Origin of the sequence: Burkholderia sp. AU27893 (genome assembly GCF_002223205.1) — a bacterium.
Lineage (GTDB): Bacteria > Pseudomonadota > Gammaproteobacteria > Burkholderiales > Burkholderiaceae > Burkholderia.
In genome coordinates this window covers 2,436,815-2,458,714 of the sequence record NZ_NKFD01000001.1, presented here as the reverse complement: position 1 = coordinate 2,458,714, position 21,900 = coordinate 2,436,815, and the positions used below count along the sequence as shown (strand labels likewise).

At 66.6% G+C, this 21,900-nt stretch carries 21 protein-coding genes; 10 read left to right on the top strand and 11 right to left on the bottom strand.

Going from position 1 to position 21,900, the window contains the following annotated elements:
• The first annotated feature begins 52 nt into the window (after positions 1 to 52).
• From CFB47_RS11600 to CFB47_RS11570, 7 genes are all read left to right on the top strand, one after another.
• The gene (locus CFB47_RS11600) at positions 53 to 1,537 is read left to right on the top strand and encodes an NCS1 family nucleobase:cation symporter-1 (RefSeq protein WP_089440329.1); all 1,485 of its coding nucleotides are present in this window, start codon (positions 53 to 55) and stop codon (positions 1,535 to 1,537) included.
• Between the two features lie 10 nt (positions 1,538 to 1,547).
• A complete protein-coding gene (locus CFB47_RS11595; RefSeq protein ID WP_089461209.1) occupies positions 1,548 to 2,339 on the top strand; it encodes an aspartate/glutamate racemase family protein in 792 nt (263 codons plus the stop codon).
• A gap of 148 nt (positions 2,340 to 2,487) precedes the next feature.
• Positions 2,488 to 3,441, top strand: coding sequence for an allantoinase PuuE (puuE, locus tag CFB47_RS11590; protein WP_089456400.1), 954 nt, complete (start codon positions 2,488 to 2,490; stop codon positions 3,439 to 3,441).
• Positions 3,438 to 3,959: a 2-oxo-4-hydroxy-4-carboxy-5-ureidoimidazoline decarboxylase gene (uraD, locus tag CFB47_RS11585; protein WP_089461208.1), complete on the top strand. Its 522-nt coding sequence runs from the start codon at positions 3,438 to 3,440 to the stop codon at positions 3,957 to 3,959. The genes puuE and uraD overlap by 4 nt, the downstream gene beginning before the upstream one ends.
• 62 nt (positions 3,960 to 4,021) lie before the next feature.
• Complete coding sequence (alc, locus tag CFB47_RS11580; protein WP_011352409.1) at positions 4,022 to 5,035, top strand: allantoicase; 1,014 nt, start codon at positions 4,022 to 4,024, stop codon at positions 5,033 to 5,035.
• A complete protein-coding gene (locus CFB47_RS11575) occupies positions 5,032 to 5,544 on the top strand; it encodes an ureidoglycolate lyase (RefSeq protein ID WP_089440324.1) in 513 nt (170 codons plus the stop codon). The genes alc and CFB47_RS11575 overlap by 4 nt, the downstream gene beginning before the upstream one ends.
• A gap of 377 nt (positions 5,545 to 5,921) precedes the next feature.
• The gene (locus tag CFB47_RS11570) at positions 5,922 to 6,338 is read left to right on the top strand and encodes an ACT domain-containing protein (RefSeq protein WP_089456397.1); all 417 of its coding nucleotides are present in this window, start codon (positions 5,922 to 5,924) and stop codon (positions 6,336 to 6,338) included.
• Between the two features lie 106 nt (positions 6,339 to 6,444).
• Here the strand turns inward: CFB47_RS11570 and CFB47_RS11565 are convergent, their stop codons facing one another.
• Together CFB47_RS11565 and uraH are read right to left on the bottom strand one after the other, a co-directional pair.
• Positions 6,445 to 7,638, bottom strand: a complete 1,194-nt coding sequence (locus tag CFB47_RS11565) for a urate hydroxylase PuuD (protein ID WP_039342830.1) — start codon at positions 7,636 to 7,638, stop codon at positions 6,445 to 6,447.
• A 52-nt stretch (positions 7,639 to 7,690) separates the two neighbouring features.
• On the bottom strand, positions 7,691 to 8,044 hold the full coding sequence (uraH, locus tag CFB47_RS11560; protein ID WP_011352401.1) for a hydroxyisourate hydrolase: 354 nt from the start codon (positions 8,042 to 8,044) through the stop codon (positions 7,691 to 7,693).
• Between the two features lie 508 nt (positions 8,045 to 8,552).
• Between uraH and CFB47_RS11550 the strand changes: the two genes are divergently transcribed.
• Positions 8,553 to 9,965, top strand: coding sequence for an 8-oxoguanine deaminase (locus tag CFB47_RS11550; RefSeq protein ID WP_089461207.1), 1,413 nt, complete (start codon positions 8,553 to 8,555; stop codon positions 9,963 to 9,965).
• 94 nt (positions 9,966 to 10,059) lie between these two features.
• Here the strand turns inward: CFB47_RS11550 and CFB47_RS11545 are convergent, their stop codons facing one another.
• Together CFB47_RS11545 and CFB47_RS11540 are read right to left on the bottom strand one after the other, a co-directional pair.
• The gene (locus CFB47_RS11545; protein ID WP_006762467.1) at positions 10,060 to 10,989 is read right to left on the bottom strand and encodes a LysR substrate-binding domain-containing protein; all 930 of its coding nucleotides are present in this window, start codon (positions 10,987 to 10,989) and stop codon (positions 10,060 to 10,062) included.
• A 220-nt stretch (positions 10,990 to 11,209) separates the two neighbouring features.
• A complete protein-coding gene (locus CFB47_RS11540) occupies positions 11,210 to 11,419 on the bottom strand; it encodes a dodecin (RefSeq protein ID WP_011352399.1) in 210 nt (69 codons plus the stop codon).
• 135 nt (positions 11,420 to 11,554) lie between these two features.
• Here CFB47_RS11540 and CFB47_RS11535 point away from each other — a divergent pair, with 135 nt between their 5' ends.
• Complete coding sequence (locus tag CFB47_RS11535) at positions 11,555 to 12,448, top strand: NAD(P)-dependent oxidoreductase (RefSeq protein WP_089461206.1); 894 nt, start codon at positions 11,555 to 11,557, stop codon at positions 12,446 to 12,448.
• A 66-nt stretch (positions 12,449 to 12,514) separates the two neighbouring features.
• Here CFB47_RS11535 and CFB47_RS11530 read toward each other — a convergent pair whose 3' ends face one another.
• The 4 genes from CFB47_RS11530 to CFB47_RS11515 all read right to left on the bottom strand — a co-directional run bounded on the left by CFB47_RS11530 (position 12,515) and on the right by CFB47_RS11515 (position 15,894).
• Positions 12,515 to 12,961 (bottom strand): hypothetical protein, encoded by a 447-nt coding sequence (locus CFB47_RS11530; protein WP_027784713.1) that lies wholly within the window; start codon positions 12,959 to 12,961, stop codon positions 12,515 to 12,517.
• A gap of 333 nt (positions 12,962 to 13,294) precedes the next feature.
• On the bottom strand, positions 13,295 to 13,726 hold the full coding sequence (mscL, locus tag CFB47_RS11525; protein ID WP_059233903.1) for a large conductance mechanosensitive channel protein MscL: 432 nt from the start codon (positions 13,724 to 13,726) through the stop codon (positions 13,295 to 13,297).
• 232 nt (positions 13,727 to 13,958) lie between these two features.
• The gene (locus CFB47_RS11520) at positions 13,959 to 15,125 is read right to left on the bottom strand and encodes a M48 family metallopeptidase (protein ID WP_089456394.1); all 1,167 of its coding nucleotides are present in this window, start codon (positions 15,123 to 15,125) and stop codon (positions 13,959 to 13,961) included.
• Positions 15,126 to 15,213: 88 nt separating this feature from the next.
• Positions 15,214 to 15,894: a PspA/IM30 family protein gene (locus tag CFB47_RS11515; RefSeq protein ID WP_044843730.1), complete on the bottom strand. Its 681-nt coding sequence runs from the start codon at positions 15,892 to 15,894 to the stop codon at positions 15,214 to 15,216.
• 444 nt (positions 15,895 to 16,338) lie between these two features.
• Here CFB47_RS11515 and CFB47_RS11510 point away from each other — a divergent pair, with 444 nt between their 5' ends.
• Positions 16,339 to 18,855 (top strand): penicillin-binding protein 1A, encoded by a 2,517-nt coding sequence (locus CFB47_RS11510; protein ID WP_089461205.1) that lies wholly within the window; start codon positions 16,339 to 16,341, stop codon positions 18,853 to 18,855.
• Between the two features lie 86 nt (positions 18,856 to 18,941).
• Here the strand turns inward: CFB47_RS11510 and CFB47_RS11505 are convergent, their stop codons facing one another.
• From CFB47_RS11505 to argE, 3 genes are all read right to left on the bottom strand, one after another.
• Positions 18,942 to 19,373 carry a DUF3574 domain-containing protein gene (locus CFB47_RS11505; RefSeq protein WP_089456392.1) on the bottom strand — a complete coding sequence of 144 codons (432 nt, stop codon included), beginning with the start codon at positions 19,371 to 19,373 and terminating at the stop codon, positions 18,942 to 18,944.
• A 145-nt stretch (positions 19,374 to 19,518) separates the two neighbouring features.
• A complete protein-coding gene (locus CFB47_RS11500) occupies positions 19,519 to 20,538 on the bottom strand; it encodes a threonine/serine dehydratase (protein WP_089461204.1) in 1,020 nt (339 codons plus the stop codon).
• A 60-nt stretch (positions 20,539 to 20,598) separates the two neighbouring features.
• Positions 20,599 to 21,819 carry an acetylornithine deacetylase gene (argE, locus tag CFB47_RS11495; RefSeq protein WP_089440315.1) on the bottom strand — a complete coding sequence of 407 codons (1,221 nt, stop codon included), beginning with the start codon at positions 21,817 to 21,819 and terminating at the stop codon, positions 20,599 to 20,601.
• Between the last annotated feature and the right edge of the window lie 81 nt (positions 21,820 to 21,900).

Here is a 21,900-nt window from a genome sequence, read left to right as displayed (position 1 = left end):
GAGCGATATCGATGACGGTGGAGCGGCCTTGCGGCCGCGTCAAGGAGAAGTCATGGCTCAGTTCAGTGTGGCGCACGACAGCGCCTATCCGGCGGATGAAGGCGGCGAGGGCGGCGACCCGACACTGCCGAAGGGTTACAGCGAACGTCTGTACAACGAAGATTTGGCACCCCTGAAAAATCAGACATGGGGCGCGTACAATATCTTCGCGTTCTGGATGTCGGACGTGCACAGCGTCGGCGGCTACGTGTTCGCGGGGAGCCTGTTCGCGCTAGGGCTGACGAGCTGGCAGGTGCTGATCGCGCTGATCGTCGGGATCGGCTTCGTGAACCTGCTGTGCAACCTGATCGCGCGGCCGAGCCAGCAGATCGGCGTGCCGTATCCGGTCGCATGCCGCGCGACGTTCGGCGTGCTCGGCGCGAACGTGCCGGCCGTGATCCGCGGGCTGATCGCGATCGCGTGGTACGGGATCCAGACCTATCTCGCGTCGAGCGCGCTCGTGATCGTCGTGCTGAAATTCTTCCCGCAATGGCTGCCGTACGCGGACGTGCATCGCTACGGCTTCCTCGGGCTCTCGGCGGTCGGCTGGGCCGGCTTCATGCTGCTGTGGGTGCTCCAGGCGTTCGTGTTCTGGAACGGGATGGAGACGATCAAGAAATTCATCGACTTCGCGGGGCCGGCCGTCTACGTCGTGATGTTCATCCTCGCCGGCTACATGGTGTGGCGCGCGGGCTGGCGCAACATCGGCCTCAACCTCGGCGGCGTGAAGTACCACGGCGCGGAAGTGATTCCGGTGATGATCACGGCCGTGTCGCTGGTCGTGTCGTACTTCTCCGGGCCGATGCTGAACTTCGGCGATTTCTCGCGCTACTGCCGCTCGTTCGGCGAAGTGAAGCGCGGCAATTTCTGGGGGCTGCCGGTCAACTTCCTCGCGTTCTCGCTCGTCACGGTGATCACGACGGCCGCGACGCTGCCGGTGTTCGGCGAACTGATCACCGATCCCGTCGAGACGGTCGGCCGCATCGACCATCCGACCGCGGTGATCCTCGGCGCGCTGACCTTCACGATCGCGACGATCGGCATCAACATCGTCGCGAACTTCGTGTCGCCCGCGTTCGACTTCTCGAACGTCGCGCCGCGTCTGATCAGCTGGCGCGCGGGCGGGATGCTCGCGGCCGTCGCGTCGATCTTCATCACGCCGTGGAACCTGTTCAACAACCCGGCCGTGATCCACTACACGCTCGACGTGCTCGGCGCGTTCATCGGCCCGCTGTACGGCGTGCTGATCGCCGACTTCTACCTCGTCAAGCGCGGCCGGCTCGTGCGCGACGACCTGTACACGATGTCGGAAAGCGGCACGTACTGGTACACAGGCGGCGTGAACCGCCGCGCGCTTGCCGCGCTGTTGCCGGCCGCGGTGATCGCGATTGTCTGCGTGATGGTGCCGGGCTGGCAGGGCGTCGCGAACTTCTCGTGGTTTATCGGCGCGGGGCTCGGCTTCGTGTTCTACCGGCTGCTCGTGAGCGCGAAGGCCTGAGGAGCATGCGATGAAGATCCGACTGATCAATCCGAATACGACCCAGCGGATGACCGACGCGATGGGCTGCTGCGCGCGCGAGGTCGCGGCCGCCGGCACGGAGATCGTCGCGGTGAGCCCGCCGATGGGGCCGCCGTCGATCGAAGGGTATTACGACGAGGCGCTCGCGACGCCGGGGCTGCTCGCCGAGATCGTGCAGGGCGAGCGCGACGGCTGCGATGCATACGTGATCGCGTGCTTCGGCGATCCGGGCCTGTACGCGGCGCGCGAGCTCGCGCGCGGGCCGGTGATCGGCATCGCCGAGGCCGCGATGCATGCGGCGAGCGTGCTCGCGCCGGGCTTCTCGGTCGTCACGACGCTCGCGCGCACCTGCGGGATGGCATGGCATCTCGCCGAACGCTACGGGATGAAACGGTTCTGCCGCAACGTGCGCGCGACCGACGTCGCGGTGCTCGAGCTCGACCGGCCGGGCTCGGCCGCGCGCCGGATCATCGTCGACGAATGCCGGCGCGCGCTCGACGAGGACGGCGCCGACGCGATCGTGCTCGGTTGCGCGGGGATGGCCGAGTTCGCGCACGAGATCGAGCAGCAGATCGGCGCGCCGGTGGTCGAGGGCGTCACGGCGGCCGTCAAGTGGGCCGAGGCGCTCGTCGCGCTGCGCCTCGCGACCGCGAAGCGCGGCGACTACGCGCGCCCGCTGCCGAAGCGCTACGACGGCGCGTTCGCCCGCTTCAGCCCGCCGGACGGGGATCAGGCGGAACCGGTGCCGAATTTGCCGCAACCGCACATACACACCGTCTGACACGCACTATCTGCGCCGCTGTATGGGCGCGTATGGGCGTTTTCGCTAAACTGGGCCGTCATCGCATCGGCTTGCGCAGCCGGCCTCCGGCCCCCGTGCAGTCGATGCGAACCCATTATTTCAGCGAGCTTTCGCCGCACTTCGAACCATGTCACTCGATCCCAACTATCCTCGCGACCTGATCGGCTACGGCCGCCATCCCGTTCAGGCGAACTGGCCGGGGCGCGCCCGCGTCGCCGTGCAATTCGTGCTGAATTACGAGGAGGGCGGCGAGAACTGCGTGCTGCACGGCGATCCGGGCTCCGAGCAGTTCCTGTCGGAAATCGTCGGCGCCGCCGCGTATCCCGACCGCCACATGAGCATGGAGTCGATCTACGAATACGGTTCGCGGGCCGGCGTGTGGCGCATCCTGCGCGAATTCGAAAAGCGCGGGTTGCCGCTGACGGTATTCGGCGTCGGCATGGCAATCGAACGCCATCCGGAGCTCGCGCGCGCGTTCGTCGAACTGGGCCATGAAATCGCGTGCCACGGCTGGCGCTGGATCCACTACCAGAGCATGACGCCGGAACTCGAGGCCGAGCACATGCGCCTCGGGATGGAAGCGATCGAGCGCGTGACGGGCGAGCGCCCGCTCGGCTGGTACACCGGCCGCGACAGCCCCAATACGCACCGCCTGGTCGCGGAATACGGCGGCTTCCTGTACGACTCCGACAACTACGGCGACGACCTGCCGTTCTGGATGGACGTCGAAGTGTCGGGCGGCAAGAAAACGCCGCAGCTGATCGTGCCGTACACGCTCGACACGAACGACATGCGCTTCGCGACGCCGCAGGGCTTCAACACCGGCGATCACTTCTTCGACTACCTGCGCGATGCATTCGACGTGCTGTACGCGGAAGGCGACGAAGCGCCGAAGATGCTGTCGATCGGCATGCACTGCCGGTTGCTCGGCCGGCCGGGCCGGTTCCGCGGGCTGCAGCGTTTCCTCGACCACATCGAGAAGCACGATCGCGTATGGGTGACGCGCCGTGTCGATATCGCGCGTCACTGGCGTGAACATCATCCGTATCAGCCCAATCATCGAAACGAAGGGAAAGCATGAAGGCGATGCGCTACACGTTGGAACAACTGAACACGATGGCGCCGAGCGCATTTGTCGCGGCACTGTCGGGGATCTTCGAACATTCGCCGTGGGTGGCGGAAGTCGCCGCGGGCCAGCGGCCGTTCGCGAGCATCGATGCGCTGCACAAGACGATGTCGGGTGCGGTGGAAACGAGCGGTGAAGTGCGCCAGCTCGCGCTGATCAACGCTCACCCGGAGTTGGCCGGCAAGGCTGCCGTGCGTGGCGAGCTGACCGCCGAGTCGACGCGCGAGCAGAGCGGCGCGGGCCTCGACCAGTGCACGCAGGAAGAATTCGACAAGCTGCTGACGCTGAACCGCACGTATCGCGAGAAGTTCGGCTTCCCGTTCATCCTCGCGGTGCGCGGCTATGACCGGCACGGCATCATCGCGAACTTCGAGTCGCGCGTGAATCATTCGCGCACCGAGGAACTGCGGGCGAGCCTCGACCAGATCTACCGGATCGCGCGCTTTCGCCTCGACGACCTGATCGACGCCTGACATCGCAATACGGCCTGCTGCGTCGCAGCGGCCTGATCGCCTCACTGAAACAAGGAAACATCATGGCTGTTCCGCTTCTCGATCCCAACGCACCCGACTTCACGCGGCGCTACGTGAACCTGGCCGACCCGCGTCTCGGTGCGCAGGCGCTCGAAGCCAGCGACGATTTCTTCGCGCCGAAGGACCGGATGCTGAACCCCGAGCCTGCCGTGTTCATCCCCGGCAAGTACGACGACCACGGCAAGTGGATGGACGGCTGGGAAACGCGCCGCAAGCGCACGACGGGCTACGACTGGTGCATCGTCAAGCTCGCGCGCCCGGGCGTGATCAAGGGCTTCGACATCGACACGAGCCACTTCACCGGCAACTTCCCGCCGGCTGCATCGATCGAGGCCGCGTTCGTGGCCGACGGCGCGCCGACGCATGCGACCGAGTGGGTCGAGATCGTGCCGTCGACGACGCTGCAGGGCAACAGCCATCACTACGTCGAAGCGAGCGATGCGCGCGCCTTCACGCACCTGCGCGTGAACATCTATCCGGATGGCGGCATTGCACGCCTGCGCGTGTACGGCCAGCCGCAGCTCGACTGGGCCGGCGCGAGCGCGACCGAGCAGTTCGATCTCGCGGCGATGGAAAACGGCGGTTACGTGGTGGCCGCGAACAACCAGCACTTCGGCGTCGCGTCGAACCTGCTGCTGCCGGGCCGCGGCGTGAACATGGGCGACGGCTGGGAAACCCGCCGCCGCCGCGAACCGGGCAACGACTGGGCGATCATCGCGCTTGCGCAGCCGGGCGTGATCCGCAAGATCGAAGTCGATACCGCGTTCTTCAAGGGCAACTACCCGGATCGCTGCTCGATCCAGGCCGCGTACGTGTCGGGCGGTACGGACAGCTCGCTGATCACGCAATCGATGTTCTGGCCCGTGCTGCTCGGCGAGCAGAAGCTGCAGATGGACAAGCAGCACTACTTCGAACAGGACATCGCGTCGCTCGGCCCCGTCACGCACGTGCGACTGAACATCATTCCGGACGGTGGCGTGTCGCGCCTGCGTCTGTGGGGGACGCTCGACAAATGAAGACGCTTGCCATCGAACCGCTGACCAAGGAAGCGTTCGCGCCGTTCGGCGACGTGATCGAAACGCAAGGGGCGAAGCAGATCCCGATCAACCTCGGCACCACGATCCGCTTTCACGATCTCGCGAAAGTCGACGTGACCGATGAAGGCGGCCGCACGCTCGTCAACCTGTTCCGCGGCCAGCCGCGCACGCTGCCGTTCGAAGTGAAGATGCTCGAGCGGCACCCGCTCGGCAGTCAGGCGTTCGTGCCGCTGAACGACCAGCCGTATCTCGTCGTCGTCGCGCCCGCGGGCGATCTCGATCCGGCGAAGATCCGCGCGTTCGTGACGAGCGGCTGGCAGGGTGTCAACTATGCGAAGGGCGTGTGGCATCACCCGCTGATCGCGCTCGGCGGCGTCAGCGACTTCATCGTCGTCGATCGCGGTGGCGACGGCCTGAACCTGAACGAGCAGGACCTGCAGGAATCGCTGTGGCTCACCGAGGATGCACTGGATGCGGTGACGGCCTGAGTCGCCGGCGTTGCTGCCGGCGTCTGACGAAACCCGCGCATCATGCGCGGGTTTTTTTATGCGTGGCCGATTCGGCGGGATTCAGGTCGCCGCGTTTTGCGCGCGTCACGGCGCGGCCGGCGGCTCCTGTTCGTATGCGCGATGCAGCAGCGCGACGAACGACGATGCGTCGGGCAGCGTCGTCGCGCCGAACCGGCGCACGGCCAGTATCACGTCGTGTATCCGGAGCGCATCCTGGACGATCCGCCTACCGTGCGCTGTGCGACCGGCTCGCAGATGAATGCGTTGCGACGATGCGCGCGTCGTGGTGGCGTCTGCGCGTGCTATCGTGCCCGAATCTTGACCGCGCGATGCCCGGTTCCGGGCATGTTCCTCCGATGAGCCAACCTGAAAACGACCTCGCGATCCTGCTGCGCACGATGCAGCCCCAACTGCATCCGGGCGCGTTCGCCTTCGTCTCGCTGCCGACCGACGCAGGCGTATCGTTATCCGAAGTAATCGCAACGTTTCGCGAAGCGGAAGGGCTGACGGTCGTGGTCGAAGAGGAGACGGCAGCGCGTCACGGCTGGCCCGTGCTGTTCCGCTCGGCCTGGATCACGCTGACCGTGCATTCCGACCTTGCGGCTGTCGGCCTTACGGCGGCGTTCGCACGCGCGCTGGGCGCGGCCGGAATCAGTTGCAACGTGATGGCGGCTGCGTGCCACGACCACATCTTCGTGCCGTTCGACGACGGCCCGCGCGCACTCGATGCGCTCGTCGCGCTCCAGCGCGACGCGATGCGCGCTGAGCGCTGAGCGCTGAGCGTTGGCAACGCCGCTGCAACACGCAAAAAAAACGGGCCCGTAACGGGCCCGCGAACGGAAAGGATTGCATCGGAATACGACCCCGGCGCACGGCGGCTTACTTGTTCGCGCCACCCTCGAACCACGCGGCGAGCTTCGTGCGCTCGTCGTCGGTCATGTGCGTGACGTTGCCGATCGGCATCGCCTTCAGGCGCACGGCCTGTTCATAGATACGCTGCGCATTCTTCGACACTTCGTCCGGCGTGTCGAACATCACGCCCGCGGGCGCGCTGCCCATCAGCGTCGGCTTCGCCGAGTGGCACTCGACGCAGCGCTGCTGCAGGATCGGCATGATGTCGTTGATCACGACCTTCGGCGCGTTCGCGGCCTGCGCTTCCGGCGCGACCGGCTTCGGCGTCGTCCAGACCAGTGCGCCGGCCAGCAATGCGACACCGCCGATCGGCAGGTACCACAGCTGCTTGCCGCGGTGGCGCATCACGAAGAACTGGCGAATCAGCGCGCCGGCCAGCATGATCAGCACGAGCACGACCCAGTTGAACTTGTTCGTGTACGTCATCGCATAGTGGTTCGACAGCATCGCGAACACGACCGGCAGCGTGAAGTACGTGTTGTGCACCGAGCGCTGCTTGCCGCGCTTGCCGTAGATCGGGTTCGGCTCTTCGCCCTTGAGCATCTTGTCGACCATCTTGCGCTGGCCGGGGATGATCACGAAGAACACGTTCGCCGACATGATCGTCGCGAGCATCGCGCCGACGATCAGGTACGCGGCACGACCCGCGAAGATGTGGCACGCGAGGTACGCGGCGGCGACCACGTAGATGCCGACGCAGATGCCGAGCACGCGGTCGTTGGTGCCGAGGATGCGGCACAGCGAGTCGTAGACGATCCAGCCGGCCGCGAGGAAGCCGAGTGCGGACGCGACGGCGACCACCGGGCCCATGTCGAGCACGCTCTTGTCGATCAGGTAGGTGTTCGGCGCGAGCAGGTAAAGCACGAAGAACAGCGAGAAACCCGACAGCCAGGTCGTGTACGACGGCCACTTCGACCAGTGCAGGTCGTCCGGCATTTCCGGCGGGGCGACCGTGTACTTCTGCATGTTGTAGAAGCCGCCGCCGTGGACGTGCCACAGCTCGCCGAACACACCGCGCTTGCGCTGGTTCGGGTCGGTCGGCGGTTTCAGGCTGTTGTCGAGCGCGACGAAATAGAATGACTCGCCGATCCACGCAATGGCGACGATGACGTGCAGCCATCGCAGCGCGAGGTTCAGCCAGTCGGTGATGAAGCCTTCCATGAAACTCCTCCAGACTCAAATCGTTTGTTTGATGCGGGCGCTGATTCGAATGTCAGCTGCCGCGATAGGTGCTGTACGACCACGGCGACACGAGCAGCGGCACGTGGTAGTGCGAGCCGGTGTCGGCGATGCCGAAGCGGAGCACGACGCGATCGACGAAGCGGGGTTCGGGCACCTTCACGCCGAGCGACGCGAAGTAGTCGCCGGCATGGAACACGAGTTCGTATTCGCCGGCGGCGAGCGCGGCGCCTTCGAGCAGGGGTTCGTCGCAGCGGCCGTCGCTATTGGTCAGCACGGTCTTGATCGCGCGGCGCGATTCGCCGTCCAGCGCGTAGAGGTCCACCTTGATTGCAGCGCCGGGACGGCCGTGCGCCGTATCGAGTACGTGGGTAGTGAGCTTTCCCATTCGTTGTGTCCTTGTGTGAATGCGAGGTTCGGCGGCGACTCGATCCATGACTGTGCGGCGGATCGAGGCTCCACGTCACGTGGCTACATACCCGTCGGCGAGATTGAAGCGAGCGCCGTGCAGGCATTGTAAAAAGGTTCCCCACGCAAATACGGGCGCGATATCAAAGATAATGCGCCGCGCATGAGCGGCTGTCGACGGCACGCCGGAGGCGGCTTCCGGCGGGTATTTCGGACCGCCGGCGGGGTGTTGCGCGGCGTACCATATCGAAACCGTGAAACGCGGTATTCCGGATCGCGCATTGTGTGCTGCGCGCGCTTGGGCGATCCTCCCGCCGTGCGCGTCGGCCCGTGGCCCGCGCGTACCCCGAAGACGGCGAGCACGCCGGGTAACCGGGCCAGGGCGTTCGAACGGACGCAGGCACCGGCGCGTGCCGCGATTCAGCGTTCGAACGGCTGTGTGACCGCCTCCAGGACAGCCCCTGGGGGCAGACCGACGCGGAGAACGCATGAACCTCGAGCAGCACGCTGGCGCACGCGCGCCGAACCCCTCCTCATCCCGCCCGACAACCCTGCTGGTCAAGCACGCCGACGTGCTCGTGACCATGGACGACACGCGCCGCGAGCTGCGCGACGCGGGGCTCTACATCGAAGACAACCGGATCGTCGCGGTCGGCCCGACCGCCGAGCTGCCCGAGACGGCCGACGAAGTGCTCGACCTGCGCGGCCATCTCGTGATCCCGGGGCTCGTGAACACGCATCACCACATGTACCAGAGCCTCACACGCGCGGTGCCGGCCGCGCAGAACGCCGAGCTGTTCGGCTGGCTCACGAACCTGTACAAGATCTGGGCCCATCTGACGCCCGAGATGATCGAGGTGTCGACGCTCACCGCGATGGCCGAACTGCTGCAGTCGGGCTGCACGACGTCGAGCGATCATCTGTACATCTACCCGAACGGCAGCCGCCTCGACGACAGCATCGGCGCCGCGCAGCGGATCGGCATGCGTTTTCACGCGAGCCGCGGCGCGATGAGCGTCGGCCAGCGCGACGGCGGGCTGCCGCCCGATTCGGTCGTCGAGCGCGAGCCCGACATCCTGCGCGACACGCAGCGCCTGATCGAGACCTATCACGACGAAGGCCGTTACGCGATGCTGCGCGTGGTCGTCGCGCCGTGCTCGCCGTTCTCGGTGAGCCGCGACCTGATGCGCGACGCGGCCGTGCTCGCGCGCGAATACGGCGTGTCGCTGCACACGCACCTCGCGGAGAACGTCAACGACATCGCGTACAGCCGCGAGAAGTTCGGGATGACGCCGGCCGAATATGCGGAAGATCTCGGCTGGGTCGGCCACGACGTATGGCATGCGCACTGCGTGCAGCTCGACGATGCGGGTATCAGCCTGTTCGCGCGCACCGGCACGGGCGTCGCGCACTGCCCATGCTCGAACATGCGGCTCGCGTCGGGTATCGCGCCGGTGAAGAAGATGCGTCTCGCGGGCGTGCCGGTCGGCCTCGGCGTCGACGGCTCCGCGTCGAACGACGGCGCGCAGATGGTCGCGGAAGTGCGGCAGGCGCTGCTGTTGCAGCGGGTCGGCTTCGGGCCCGATGCGATGACTGCACGCGAAGCGCTCGAGATCGCGACGCTCGGCGGCGCGAAGGTGCTGAACCGCGACGACATCGGCGCGCTGAAGCCCGGCATGGCCGCGGACTTCGCCGCATTCGACCTGCGCCAGCCGCTGTTCGCGGGCGCACTGCACGATCCGGTCGCGGCGCTCGTGTTCTGCGCGCCGTCGCAGACGGCGTACACGGTGGTGAACGGGAAGGTGGTGGTACGGGAAGGGCGTCTGGCGACGCTCGACCTGCCGCCCGTCATCGCGCGCCACAACGCGCTCGCGCAGGCACTGGTCGAGGCATCGCGCTAAAGGACGGCCGGCGCCATCCGGCGGCCGCGTTGCCGCCGGACAGGCCGCCGGCAGTCGCCACGCCCTGCCGAAATGGCGCGGGCGGCGCGCGCCGTTACGCCTCGATCAGCGTGCGGGTGGCTTCGGCGACGAGGCTGCGCAGCCAGCGCACTTCGTCGGAGTAATGGCAGCGCTCGTGCCACAGCTGGTAGTACTGCATCGGCGGGAAGTCGAGCGGCGCCGGCACGACCGACAGCGGCAGGAACTTCGCGTAGTGATCGGCGAACAGGCGCGTCGTCGTGAAGATCAGGTCGGACTTCACGAGCACGTACGGTGCGAGGTTGAAGTACGGCAGCGTGACGACCACGTGGCGCTTGAGCCGTTCGCGCGCGAGATGCACGTCGATCGCGCCGCGCTGGCCGACCGAGTACGGCGTCGGCGCGAGATGCGGGGCGTTCAGGTACTGGTCGAGCGTGAGCCCGCCGCGCTTCGCGAACGGGTGCGTGTTGCTCATCAGGCAGACGATTTCATCGACGAACAGGTTCGACAGGTGCAGCTGCTCGGGCGGTTCGGGCCAGTTGCCGACGACGATGTCGAGCTTGCCGTCTTCCAGCGCGAGCTCGTAGTCGAACGCGGGGCCGAGCGAATGGAATTCGAGCGTCGCGTTCGGCGCGGCCTGGCGGAAGCGCTCGACCACGGTCGGCACGAACAGCACGTTCAGGTAGTCGGGGCAGCCGATCCGGTAGCAGCGGATCGACGTGGCCGGGTCGAAATTGTGCTGCTGGAACTTGATGCGCTCGATTTCACGCAGCGCGTTCTGCACGGGCTCGAGCAGGCGCAGCCCGTATTCGGTCGGCACCATGCCGGATTTGCCGCGCACCAGCAGCGGATCGCCGGTGATGTCGCGCAGGCGACGCAGCGCGGCGCTGATCGCCGGTTGCGACTGGTTCAGTTTGACGGCCGCGCGCGTGACGCTGCGCTCCATCAACAAGGTGTGCAAGACGCGCAAGAGGTACGTGTCGATCGCCTCGCGTTGCTGACTCATGTTATCTCCGGTTTATATGGCTGGGCTGATCGAGGGGTGGGGTGGGTATATCGTTTTTAATATGAATGAAAATCAGCGTCAAGAGATGGATACCCGCAGGTACCCGTCGGCCGGGCCGCGAAGGGGCCCGAACGGGGGGCGAAGTGAAGCGCGCGGCGCCGCGCGGAAAGCGCGTTGCACGGATCCGGTCAGCGGCGCGGCGTGTGACGCAGGGGGCGCGTCAGTCGTCGATGCGCATGCCGACCTTCAGCGTGACCTGCCAGTGCACGACCTGGTCGCCTTCGATGTGGCCGCGCGTCTCGGTCACCTGGAACCAGTGCAGGTTGTGCAGTGTCTTGCCGGCTTTCGAGATCGCGTTGCGGATCGCGTCGTCGCTCGATTGCTTCGACGAGCCGGTCAGCTCGATCATCTTGTACACGTGGTCGCTCATGATGCGCTCCCTGGGATGTCGGTATAAATGGCCGGCGCAAGCCGTGGTCCTGAAGCGGCGCCGCGCGTGCCCGGCTTCTTGAGTGATAGGTATGATGGGCGGCAAGTTCAACCCATATCGGAGACGAGGAGCATCGTGGAAGTCGGATTTTGCGGACCGGGATTGATGGGCGCGCCGATGATTCGGCATTTGCTGGCGGCAGGGCATCGGGTCAGCGTGTGGAATCGCTCGCGCGATAAGGCCGAGGCGCTCGTGAAGGACGGCGCGCAGGTGCTTGGCACGCCGCGCGAACTGGCGGAGCGCGTCGAGACGGTATTCGTGTGCGTGCTCGACGGCCGCGCGGTGGGCGATGTCGTGTTCGGCGAGCACGGCCTGCTCTCCGGCGATGCGCGTGCGCGTCGCCTGCAGCGCATCGTCGATCATTCGAGCATTGCGCCCGCCGCCACGCGTGATTACGCGGCGCGTGCCGCGGCGCTCGGCGTCGGCTGGGTCGATGCGCCTGTGTCGGGCGGCGTGCCCGGCGCGCAGGCCGGCACGCTCGCGGTGATGGCCGGCGGCCGTGCGGCCGATCTCGACGCAGTGCGGCCGCTGATCGATACCTACGCGTCGCGGATCACGCACATGGGCGACGCGGGCGCGGGGCAGACGGCGAAGCTGTGCAACCAGGCGATCGTCACCGCGACGGTGACCGCGATCGCCGAAGCCGTCGGTCTGGCGCAGGCGAGCGGCATCGATGCCGCTCGGCTCGCCGAAGCGCTGGCCGGCGGCTGGGCCGATTCGGTGCTGTTGCAGACGTTCGTGCCGCGCATGACGTCGGGCGGCCATCCGCCGATCGGCGCGCTCGGCACGTTCCAGAAGGACGTCGATGCGATCGCCGACGCGGCGCGCGACACGGGCGCCGTGATGCCCGTATCGGCCGCCGTGCAGCAGGTGTTGCGGCTCGGCGCCGCGCAAGGGCTCGCCGGTGCCGATTTCGCCGCATTCATCGACATCGTGCGGCCCGGCAACGGGCGTCAGCAGGTGTCGTGACGGGCAAGCGGGGCGTGTGAATGGCAGATGGGCCGCCCGGAGGCGGCCCATCGAATGGCAGGGTGATCAGCCGAGGGAGCGTGGTGTCGTGTCGCCGGCGTTCTGGCGGCCGAGCCCGCCGCGCAGGCTCGCTTTCGTGCCTGCACCAAACTCGGGCAGGATGCGCGCACGCGCACGGCTCGCGAACACGAGGAAGCCGAAGCCGTTTGCTTCATACCAGTATCCGCCGTTCTCGAGGCCGTCCAGCGGCTGCTCGAGCGCGTTGGCGATCGATTCGATGCAGCGCTTGCGCAACTCGGCGATGGCGGGATAAGGCGGCTGGGCGCCGCGTACGCTGCACAGGAGCACGTCGAGACCGGGCAGCACATGTGCGTACAGGACGGGTTCGTCCTGCGCGCGGGCGCGGGCAATCTTGGTGTCGAGCTGGGCAAACGGTTTCGAGTGGCGCAATACCGCGAGGAATGACTCCTGGCCATCCTGCTGGGCACGCCGACGTTTTTTCGGGAAGGACATAAACACTCGCCTCAAAAACAATTGCAAGAAATGCGGCACTTTCATGCGACCCACTCCCGGCTATGTACGCCGCATGTCGATCCTTTATAGCACACGAAAATGCTGCCTTCGTGCAGTACGACGATCAATGTCTCCCGTCGACCTGCTCGCCATGATCGACACAGCCAGCGTCTTGGCGCCCGTACTGTCGTTTAGTCTCCATCATAGACCTGCTTTCCCCGCGCGTGCATTCGCCCGTCACAAAAAAGTGAGATAGGCCGCATGCGGCGGCGCATCGCGCACGCAATAAAAAGGCCCGCACGGGGCGGGCCTGGCTGGCGGGGCGCCGGGCGATCAGCGCTGCTTCAGCGAATCGCGGATCTCGCGCAGCAGCACCGTATCTTCCGGCGTCGCGGCCGGTGCGGCTTCGTCCGGCTTGCGCAGCTTGTTGATGAATTTCACCATCAGGAAAATGATGAACGCGAGGATGACGAAATTGATCGCCACCGTGATGAACGAGCCGTAGCCGAACGCGGCGACACCCGCGGCCTGCAGGTCCTTGAACGAATCGGGATTACCCTTGAACGTCGGGGGGATGGTGCCGAGCAGAACGAACTTGTTCGAGAAATCCAGGCCGCCGGTCAGCACGCCGATGACCGGCATGATGAGGTCTTTCACGACCGAGTCGACGATCTTCGAGAACGCGCCGCCGATGATCACGCCGACGGCGAGATCCATGACGTTGCCCTTGACGGCGAACTCCTTGAATTCCTTGATGATGCTCATGAGCGGCTTTCTCCTGTGTGGGGCGAGGGGAGGCGTGCCGCGACGCGCAGGGATGCAGAGCGTCGAATGAGGGTCGGTGGCACGCCGATGGCCGCATGATAGCGAACGCTCCCCATTGCCGGTAGTCCATCTTGAAATGATTGACAAATCCGCGCGTCGGCGCGGCCGGCCCTGCAGGGGAGCGTGGCGTGCACTGCAGCGCGTCGCGGGGGCGTCGACGCGCTGCGTCGCGTCAGGTGTTGTCGTCGGTCCAGCCGTCGTCGTTGCTGCCGAGATCCATGCCGCCGCCGCCACCGTTGCCGTCGCTCCAGTTCGAACTGTCGCCGCGGCCGAGGTCGAAGCCCGGGTCGTTCTCCTGCCGGCGGCGTTCGCCGTCGACGATCACGTCGCGTTCGACCACGCGCTCGCGGCCGCCGGACATCGCCTCGCCGAGCAACACACCGGTCAGTAATCCCCCCATGCCGCCGCCGAACCCGCCGCCGCCTTGCTGGATCACCACCGGCGGTTGCTGTTGCGGGTAGGGCTGCTGAGGATACGGCTGGCCTGGCGCGCCCGTCATGCGATCGGCTTCCTGCGCATACACGGAACCGCTGCCGTTCGCCGGTGCCGCGGGTTGCGCGGCCGGGTCGGGACGGCCTTCGACGCGTGCCTTCACGCTCGCATGACGCTGTTCGAGTTCGTCGACGCGATACGGCGGCACCGGATTCTTGCCGTTCGACAGCGTTTCGACGAGCGTGCGCGCATCGGTCTCGATCGCTTCGAGTTCGCCCGTGAGCGCCGCGGCGCCGGGCGCCGTCGACAGCTTCGCGTCGAGCTTCAGCGGGCGGATGTCGTTCAGCACGTCGGTGGCGCGCTTGAGCTGCGTGCGGCGTTCTTCGTCGGCGCGGCTGTCGTCTGCCGTGCGTGCACGCCGCAGCGTCCAGCGCAGCACCAGCGCGATCACCGCGGCGAGCACCCCGAAGCCGATCCACATGCCGGTCGACGGGCCGTGTTTTTCGGCCGGCGCGACAGCGGGAGCGAGCCCCGGCTGCAGCGTGCCGGCCTGCGTGGCCGACGGTACGTTGCCGCTCACGCGCGCGGCGTCGGCGCGGATGCGCGACTCCGTCTGCGCGAAGCGCGATGCGTCGGTGAACTTGAGTTGCGGATCGAGCGACTTCGCGCGCTGCAGCTGCTCGAGTGCGTCGGACGCGCGGCCTTCGCGGTCCAGCACCTGTGCGTACAGGTAGCGCGCATGCGCGTTGTTCGGGTGGGCGTCGATGACTTGCGACAGCTGCGTGTCGGCTTGCTGCCAGTTGCGTTGCGCGATCGATTGCTCGACCTGCTGCAGCGACGGGACCGCAAACGCGGCGGACGACAGCACCATCAGCGAGAGGCCGAGTGCGGCGAGAGATTTCTTCATGGTCGAACCGGGCGCAGGCGCCCGTCTCCTGACGATCGGTTCGCGCCGCGCCCGGGGCGGGCGGCGGCGCGGTGGCCCGCAGCGGCCGTTACTGCGCGGGCGTGTCGAGTTGCTTCTTCAGCGCGGCGAGGCGATCCTCGACCGACGGGCCCTTGTTCAGCGCGGCGAGCTTGTCGTCGAGCGCCTTGCCGCTCGACGTGTCGGCCGAATTCAGGCGTGCGTCCGAGCGGGCGTTCTGCAGCGCGACCTTGTCCTCGAGCTTCTGGAAATCCTCGGACAGGTTCTTGCCGCCGATGCCGCCCAGGGCGCTGGCCGCGACGTCCTTTGCCTGCGCGATTTCCTGCTTGGCCTGCAGGATGTTCGAGCGTGCATTCAGGTCGTTGCGGCGCTGACGCATGTCGGCGATCTGCCCCTTCAGCTTGTCGACCGACGGCTCGAGCGTCGTCAATTCGGCTGCGAGCGCGTCACGCTCGGCTTCCGCGTTCGACTGCGCGGCGAGGGCCTCGCGGGCGAGCGCTTCGTCACCGGCCTGCAGCGCGCGCTTCGCGCCGTCCTCGTACTTCTTCACCTTGTCGTCGGCCGCATCGCGCTTGCTGCGCTGGGTCGCGACCTGTGCCTCGATCTCGATCAGCGAATTCTCGGCACGGCCGATGCTGTCGTCGAGCTCCCGCACGATCTGCCGTGCGTCGCGCGACGGATCCTGTACCGAATCGGCCGCATCGTTCAGCAGGCCTTTGATCGTGCGCGAAACAGAGTCGAAAAGCGACATGAAATCCTCCGTGGTTGAAAGGCGCCGCATGAGAGCGGCAGTGCCCGTTGCGAGCCGGTTCCGACCCGCATGAGCCGGCGGATATTACACCACCGGTTCACTTAAATACGGCTTAAACGCGCGAGTTCAAGCGGCTTGCGCATCACGATGCCGAACCTTTCGCGATTGAAAGAAAGCCGGCGCATGCGCGCGATATTGCGTGTCCATGATAGGCAGAGGATGCCGACAATACGTTCCTCAAATCACGGCATTGCGGGAATTTTTACAAAAAATCGCGAAGGCCCCCGGTCGATTTCATTAAAATGCGCTGTCACGTCGCGGGAACGGATCGCCGCGCGGCGGGGTCTGTCGACGTGACAGCCGCATCACGCTGTATCCGCTCTGATTCATTCGCCTGCATTTCCGCATGCGTCCGAGGGTGCCACGACCGCCCGCCATTCCGACATGCCAATTATCAAACGACCGTCTTCTTCTTCCGACAGGAACGAACCCCACTACACGCTGCGCCGTTCGCCGTCCGGAGCCTATTACCCCGATGACGACGATCGCGACGGCGACCGCCGCACCCAGCGCAGCGGCGGCGGAGGGCGCGGCCGCTCGTTCGGCTCGCGCGTCATGCTGTGGTTCGCCGGCCTCTTCGCGACGCTGGCGATCGTCGGCGCGCTGATCGTCGGCTACGCGCTGGTGGTGATGGCGCCGCAACTGCCGTCGCTCGACGCGCTGACCAACTACCAGCCGAAGGTGCCGCTGCGCGTGTTCACGGCCGATCATGTGCTGATCGGCGAGTTCGGCGAGGAACGCCGCAGCCTCGTGCGTTTCCAGGAGATTCCGGACGTGATGAAGAAGGCGGTGCTCGCGATCGAGGACTACCGCTTCTACGAACACGGCGGCGTCGACTTCGTCGGCATCCTGCGCGCGGGTGTCGCCGACCTGATGCACGGCGGCGCGCGCCAGGGCGCGAGCACGATCACGATGCAGGTCGCGCGCAACTTCTTCCTGTCGAGCGAGAAGACCTACACGCGCAAGATCTACGAAATGCTGCTCGCGTACAAGATCGAGAAGGCCCTGACGAAGGACCAGATTCTCGAGCTGTACATGAACCAGATCTATCTCGGCCAGCGCTCGTACGGCTTCGCGGCCGCCGCGCGCGTGTATTTCGGCAAGGACCTGAAGGACATCACGCTCGCGGAAGCGGCGATGCTCGCCGGGCTGCCGAAGGCGCCGTCCGCGTATAACCCGGTGGTCAATCCTAAGCGTGCGAAGGTGCGCCAGGAATACATCCTGAAGCGCATGCTCGAGGTCGGCTACATCACGCAGCCGCAGTACGACGCGGCCGTGAAGGAAGAGATCCACGTGCGCACGCCGGGCAACCAGTACGCGGTGCACGGCGAGTACGTCGCCGAGATGGTGCGGCAGATGATGTACCAGCAGTACAAGGACGAAACCTATACGCGCGGGCTGACCGTCACGACGACGATCAACTCGTCCGACCAGGAAGCCGCGTACCAGGCCGTGCGTCGCGGCATTCTCGACTACGAGCGCCGCCATGGCTATCGCGGGCCGGAAGCGTCGATCAAGCTGCCCGCGGCCGGCGACGACCGCGACGAGGCGATCGACGACGCGCTTGCCGATCACCCGGACAACGGCGACCTGCAGTCGGCGGTCGTGCTGTCGGCATCGCCGAACGCGGTCGAGGTGCAGTTCGTCGGCGGCGCGACCACGACGATCGGCCCGGCCGGGCTGCGCTTCGTCGCGGGCGCGCTCAGCCCCCGCGCGAACGACACGCTGCGCATCAAGCCGGGCTCGGTCGTGCGCGTGCTGAAGGACGGGAAGACGGGCTGGCAGGTCGTGCAGCTGCCGCAGGTCGAAGGCGCGCTCGTCGCGATCGCGCCGCAGGATGGCGCGATTCGCTCGCTCGTCGGCGGCTTCGACTTCAACAAGAGCAAGTTCAACCATGTGACGCAGGCTTGGCGGCAGCCGGGCTCGTCGTTCAAGCCGTTCATCTACTCGGCGTCGCTCGACAAGGGGCTCGGGCCGGCGACGATGATCAACGACGCGCCGCTGTACTTCCCGCCGAGCGTGCCGGGCGGCACCGCCTGGGAGCCGAAGGACGACGACCAGCCGGACGGCCCGATGACGATGCGCACCGGCCTGCAGCGTTCGAAGAACCTCGTGTCGATCCGGATCCTCGCGTCGATCGGCACGCAGTATGCGCAGCAGTACGTGACGCAGCGCTTCGGCTTCGATCCCGCGAAGACGCCGCCTTACCTGCCGATGGCACTCGGTGCGGGCCTCGTGACGCCGCTCCAGCTCGCGACCGGCTATGCGGTGTTCGCGAACGGCGGCTACAAGGTCGATCCGTACCTGATCGCCGAAGTCGACGACGCACGCGGCCAGGCGCTGCAGAAATCGCAGCCGGTGCTCGCGGGCAGCACGGCGCCGCGCACGATCGAAGGCCGCAATGCATACGTGATGAACAGCCTGCTGCATTCGGTCGCGACGGCCGGCACGGGCGCGGGCACCAACGTACTGGGCCGCAGCGACCTGCAAGGCAAGACGGGTACGACGAACGACGCGAAGGACGGCTGGTTCGCCGGCTACCAGCAATCGCTCGTCGCGGTCGCGTGGATGGGCTTCGACCAGCCGAAGAGCCTCGGCAGTCGTGAGTTCGGCGCGCAACTCGCATTGCCGATCTGGGTGAACTACATGCGCACCGCGCTGAACGGCGTGCCGGAGCAGCAGATGCCGATGCCGGACGGCCTGACGTCGATCGACGGCGAGCTGTACTACGCCGATCGCACGCCGGGCAATGGCTTCGTCGCCAACGTCGACATCAACCCGGCCGAGAATTCGATCAGCGCGAACGATGCGCTCGGCTCGGCTGGCGCGGCGGGGCTTGCGCCGCCGCCCGTCACGCCGCAGGAGAAGCGGCAGATCATGGACATGTTCGAGAACAAGTAAGCGGCACGCCGCGGTTCCGGCATGCGACGGGCGCCTTCGGGCGCCCGTTTTTTTGTGCGAACGGCCGGCAAACGGAGACGCGTGGATCAGAACGATGCGCAGGCCGGCACGACCGTCATGCCGACCGATTGCTGGTGAAATCGCTGCATGTACGCTTGCCGGATCGCGGCGAGTCGCGCACGTGTCTCGGGCGTATCGTCGGCGATGATACGGATCACGAAGCTGTCTTCGCGCGTGATCCGGCCGCTTGTCTGGTCGCGCCACTGGCCGTGTGTGTCCCAGTAGGTGAGGCCGTCGGGGAAGCGTGGTGTGACCGTGTCGGCGAGGAATGCCGCGCGCTCCGCATCGGTGACGGGGCCGCGCCCCGTGATGTCGCGCCCGAACAGCAGGTCGGCCTGCAGCATGCGGTTTTCGCCCGGCTGCGTGCAAACCGGCAGTGCGTTGACGACGGGCGACGGCGGTGCCGCGCAACCGGCGAGCAGGGCGATCGCCATGACGCAGGCGGCCAGCGGCCGCATCTGCCCATTTCGTGACGATCGACCTCCCCGCGCGCAAAACACTGCGCGCTCAACCACTTGCGTGCTTGTCCGGCGGGTTATCAACAGGGCTGTCAACATAATCTGGGGATAACCCTAGGTTTGGCCGCGCGTGCCCGATGTGGGGTCAGTGCTGTAGTGTCGCGTGTGCGAGATGCATGCCGAGCGTGGCCGGGTCGGTGTTGGTGCCCGACAGCAGCACGCCGACGCGCTTGCCCTGCAGCGTTTCGCGCAGCGGGCCGAGCAGGGCGGCCAGCGCAGCCGCGCACGCCGGTTCGACCGACAGTTTCAGCTGCGAGAACAGGAACAGCATCGCGGCCCGCAGCGCGTCGTCGGACACGGTGACGATGCGGTCGACGTGACGCCGGCACAGCTGGTAGCTGTATTCCTCGGTATGCGGCGCCATCAGCGAATCGGCGATCGTCTGCATCGCGCTCATCTTGATCGTGTGATTCGCCGCGAAGCTGCGGCTCATCGCGTCCGCGCCTTCCGGCTCGACGCCGTACACGTGCACACGCGGATTCGCGAGCCGCAGCGCGGTCGCCATGCCGGCCGCGAGCCCGCCGCCGCCGATCGGCACGATCACCGCGTCGAGGTCGGGGGTCTGGGTCGCCCATTCGTAGCCGAGCGTCGCGGTGCCGAGGATCGTGTGATAGCCGTTGAACGGATGGATGAAGAAGCGGCCTTCCTCGGCCTCGATTCGCCGGACCAGATCGAATGCCTGCGATGCGCTGCCGGCCAGCACGACTTCCGCGCGGTACTGCTTGCACTGCGCGATGCGCGACGGGCTGGCGGTATGGAACATCACGACCTTCGCGCTGCTGCCGAGCCGCATCGCCGCGTACGCGACGGCCGCCGCGTGATTGCTGGCCGACACGCAGGTGACGCCGGCGTTCTTGCGTGCCTCGTCGAGCGCGAGCAGGTGCGTGAATGCGCCGCGCGCCTTGAAGCTGCCGCTGACCTGCAGCAACTCGAACTTGAAGTTGACGTGCGTGCCTTCCAGCGATGGCAGGTCGGCGCGTTCGAACACGGGCGTGCGCGCGACCCACGGCGACAGCGCGAAATGCTGCGCGGCGATTTCGTCGAGCGTCGGGATCGGCTCGCCGTCGATCGTCTTATGGGCAGTGCCCTGTTGTTCAGTCGACATGACGTGGCGGGTGGCGAAGTGGGCCGGCCCGCACACGCAGGCCGGCGTGGCGGGGGGCAGTCAGTGCGCGTCGACCGACATGCTGCGGATGAACTTGCGCAGGAACTGCTCGCAGCCGGCGAGCTGCGCGAGCTCGACATATTCGTTCGGCTTGTGCGCCTGCTCGATGTTGCCGGGCCCGCACACGACGCTCGGGATGCCCGCGCGTTCGAACAAACCGGCCTCGGTGCCGTACGCGACCTTGCGCTTGTCCTGGTCGGCCGTCAGCGCGCGCACGAGCTGCGTGATCGCGGCCTGTTCGGTGGCGTCGAGGCCGGGCGCCGCGGCGATCTTCGAGAATTCGATCGCGGCATTCGGATGCTCGCGCAGCATCTGCGGCAGCAGTGTTTCCCGTGCATACGCTTCGATGCGCGTGAAGATCTGCTCGGGATCGAGCGTCGGCAGGTTGCGGAACTCGAAGTCGAACCGGCATTCGGCCGGCACTGTGTTGATCGCGTTGCCGCCCTGGATCGTGCTCGTCTGCGCGGTCGTGAACGGCACGTCGTACAGTTCGTCGAACGGGCCTTCGGCGCGAAAGCGCTCGGCGATGTCGCGGATATGGCAGATGAGGCGTGCCGCGTACTCGATCGCGTTCAGCCCTTTCGGCGTCAGCGACGAATGCGCCGCGTGGCCGCGCACGCAGCAGCGGTACGCGTTGATGCCCTTGTGCGCGATGATCGGCCGCATGCTGGTCGGCTCGCCGACGATGCAGCCGGACGGCTGCACGCCGCGCTTGACCAGATCCGCAATCATCAGCGGCGCGCCGGCGCAGCCGATTTCCTCGTCGTAGGACAGCGCGAAGTGGATCGGCTTCGCGAGCTTCGTCGCCTGCATCTCGGGCAGCAGCGCGAGCGCGGCGCCGATGAAGCCCTTCATGTCGCAGGTGCCGCGGCCGTACAGGCGGCCATCGCGGATCTCCGGCGCGAACGGGTTGCTGTCCCATTGCTGGCCGTCGACCGGCACGACGTCGGTATGCCCCGACAGTACGATGCCGCCGTTCGTCGAGCCGTCGTGCGCGGGCACGGTGGCGAACAGGTTCGCCCAGCCTTCACGCGGATCGTGCGTGATCGTCGATGCGATGCCTTTCGCGGCGAGCGCGTCGCGCACCGTTTCGATCAGGCCGAGGTTCGGCACGCGGCTCGTCGTGTCCATCGACACCAGTTGCTTGATCCAGGGCAGGCTGACGAGCGACGCGTCGCCTTGGGGTGCGGCGGACGGCGCTGTCGCGTCGAGAGTGGACATGGCAAAACTCCGTCTGATGAATGGGAAAATCATACTCAAAAACGCGACGGCCCGCCCGCGTCGGGCGCAGTGCGGTGCAGC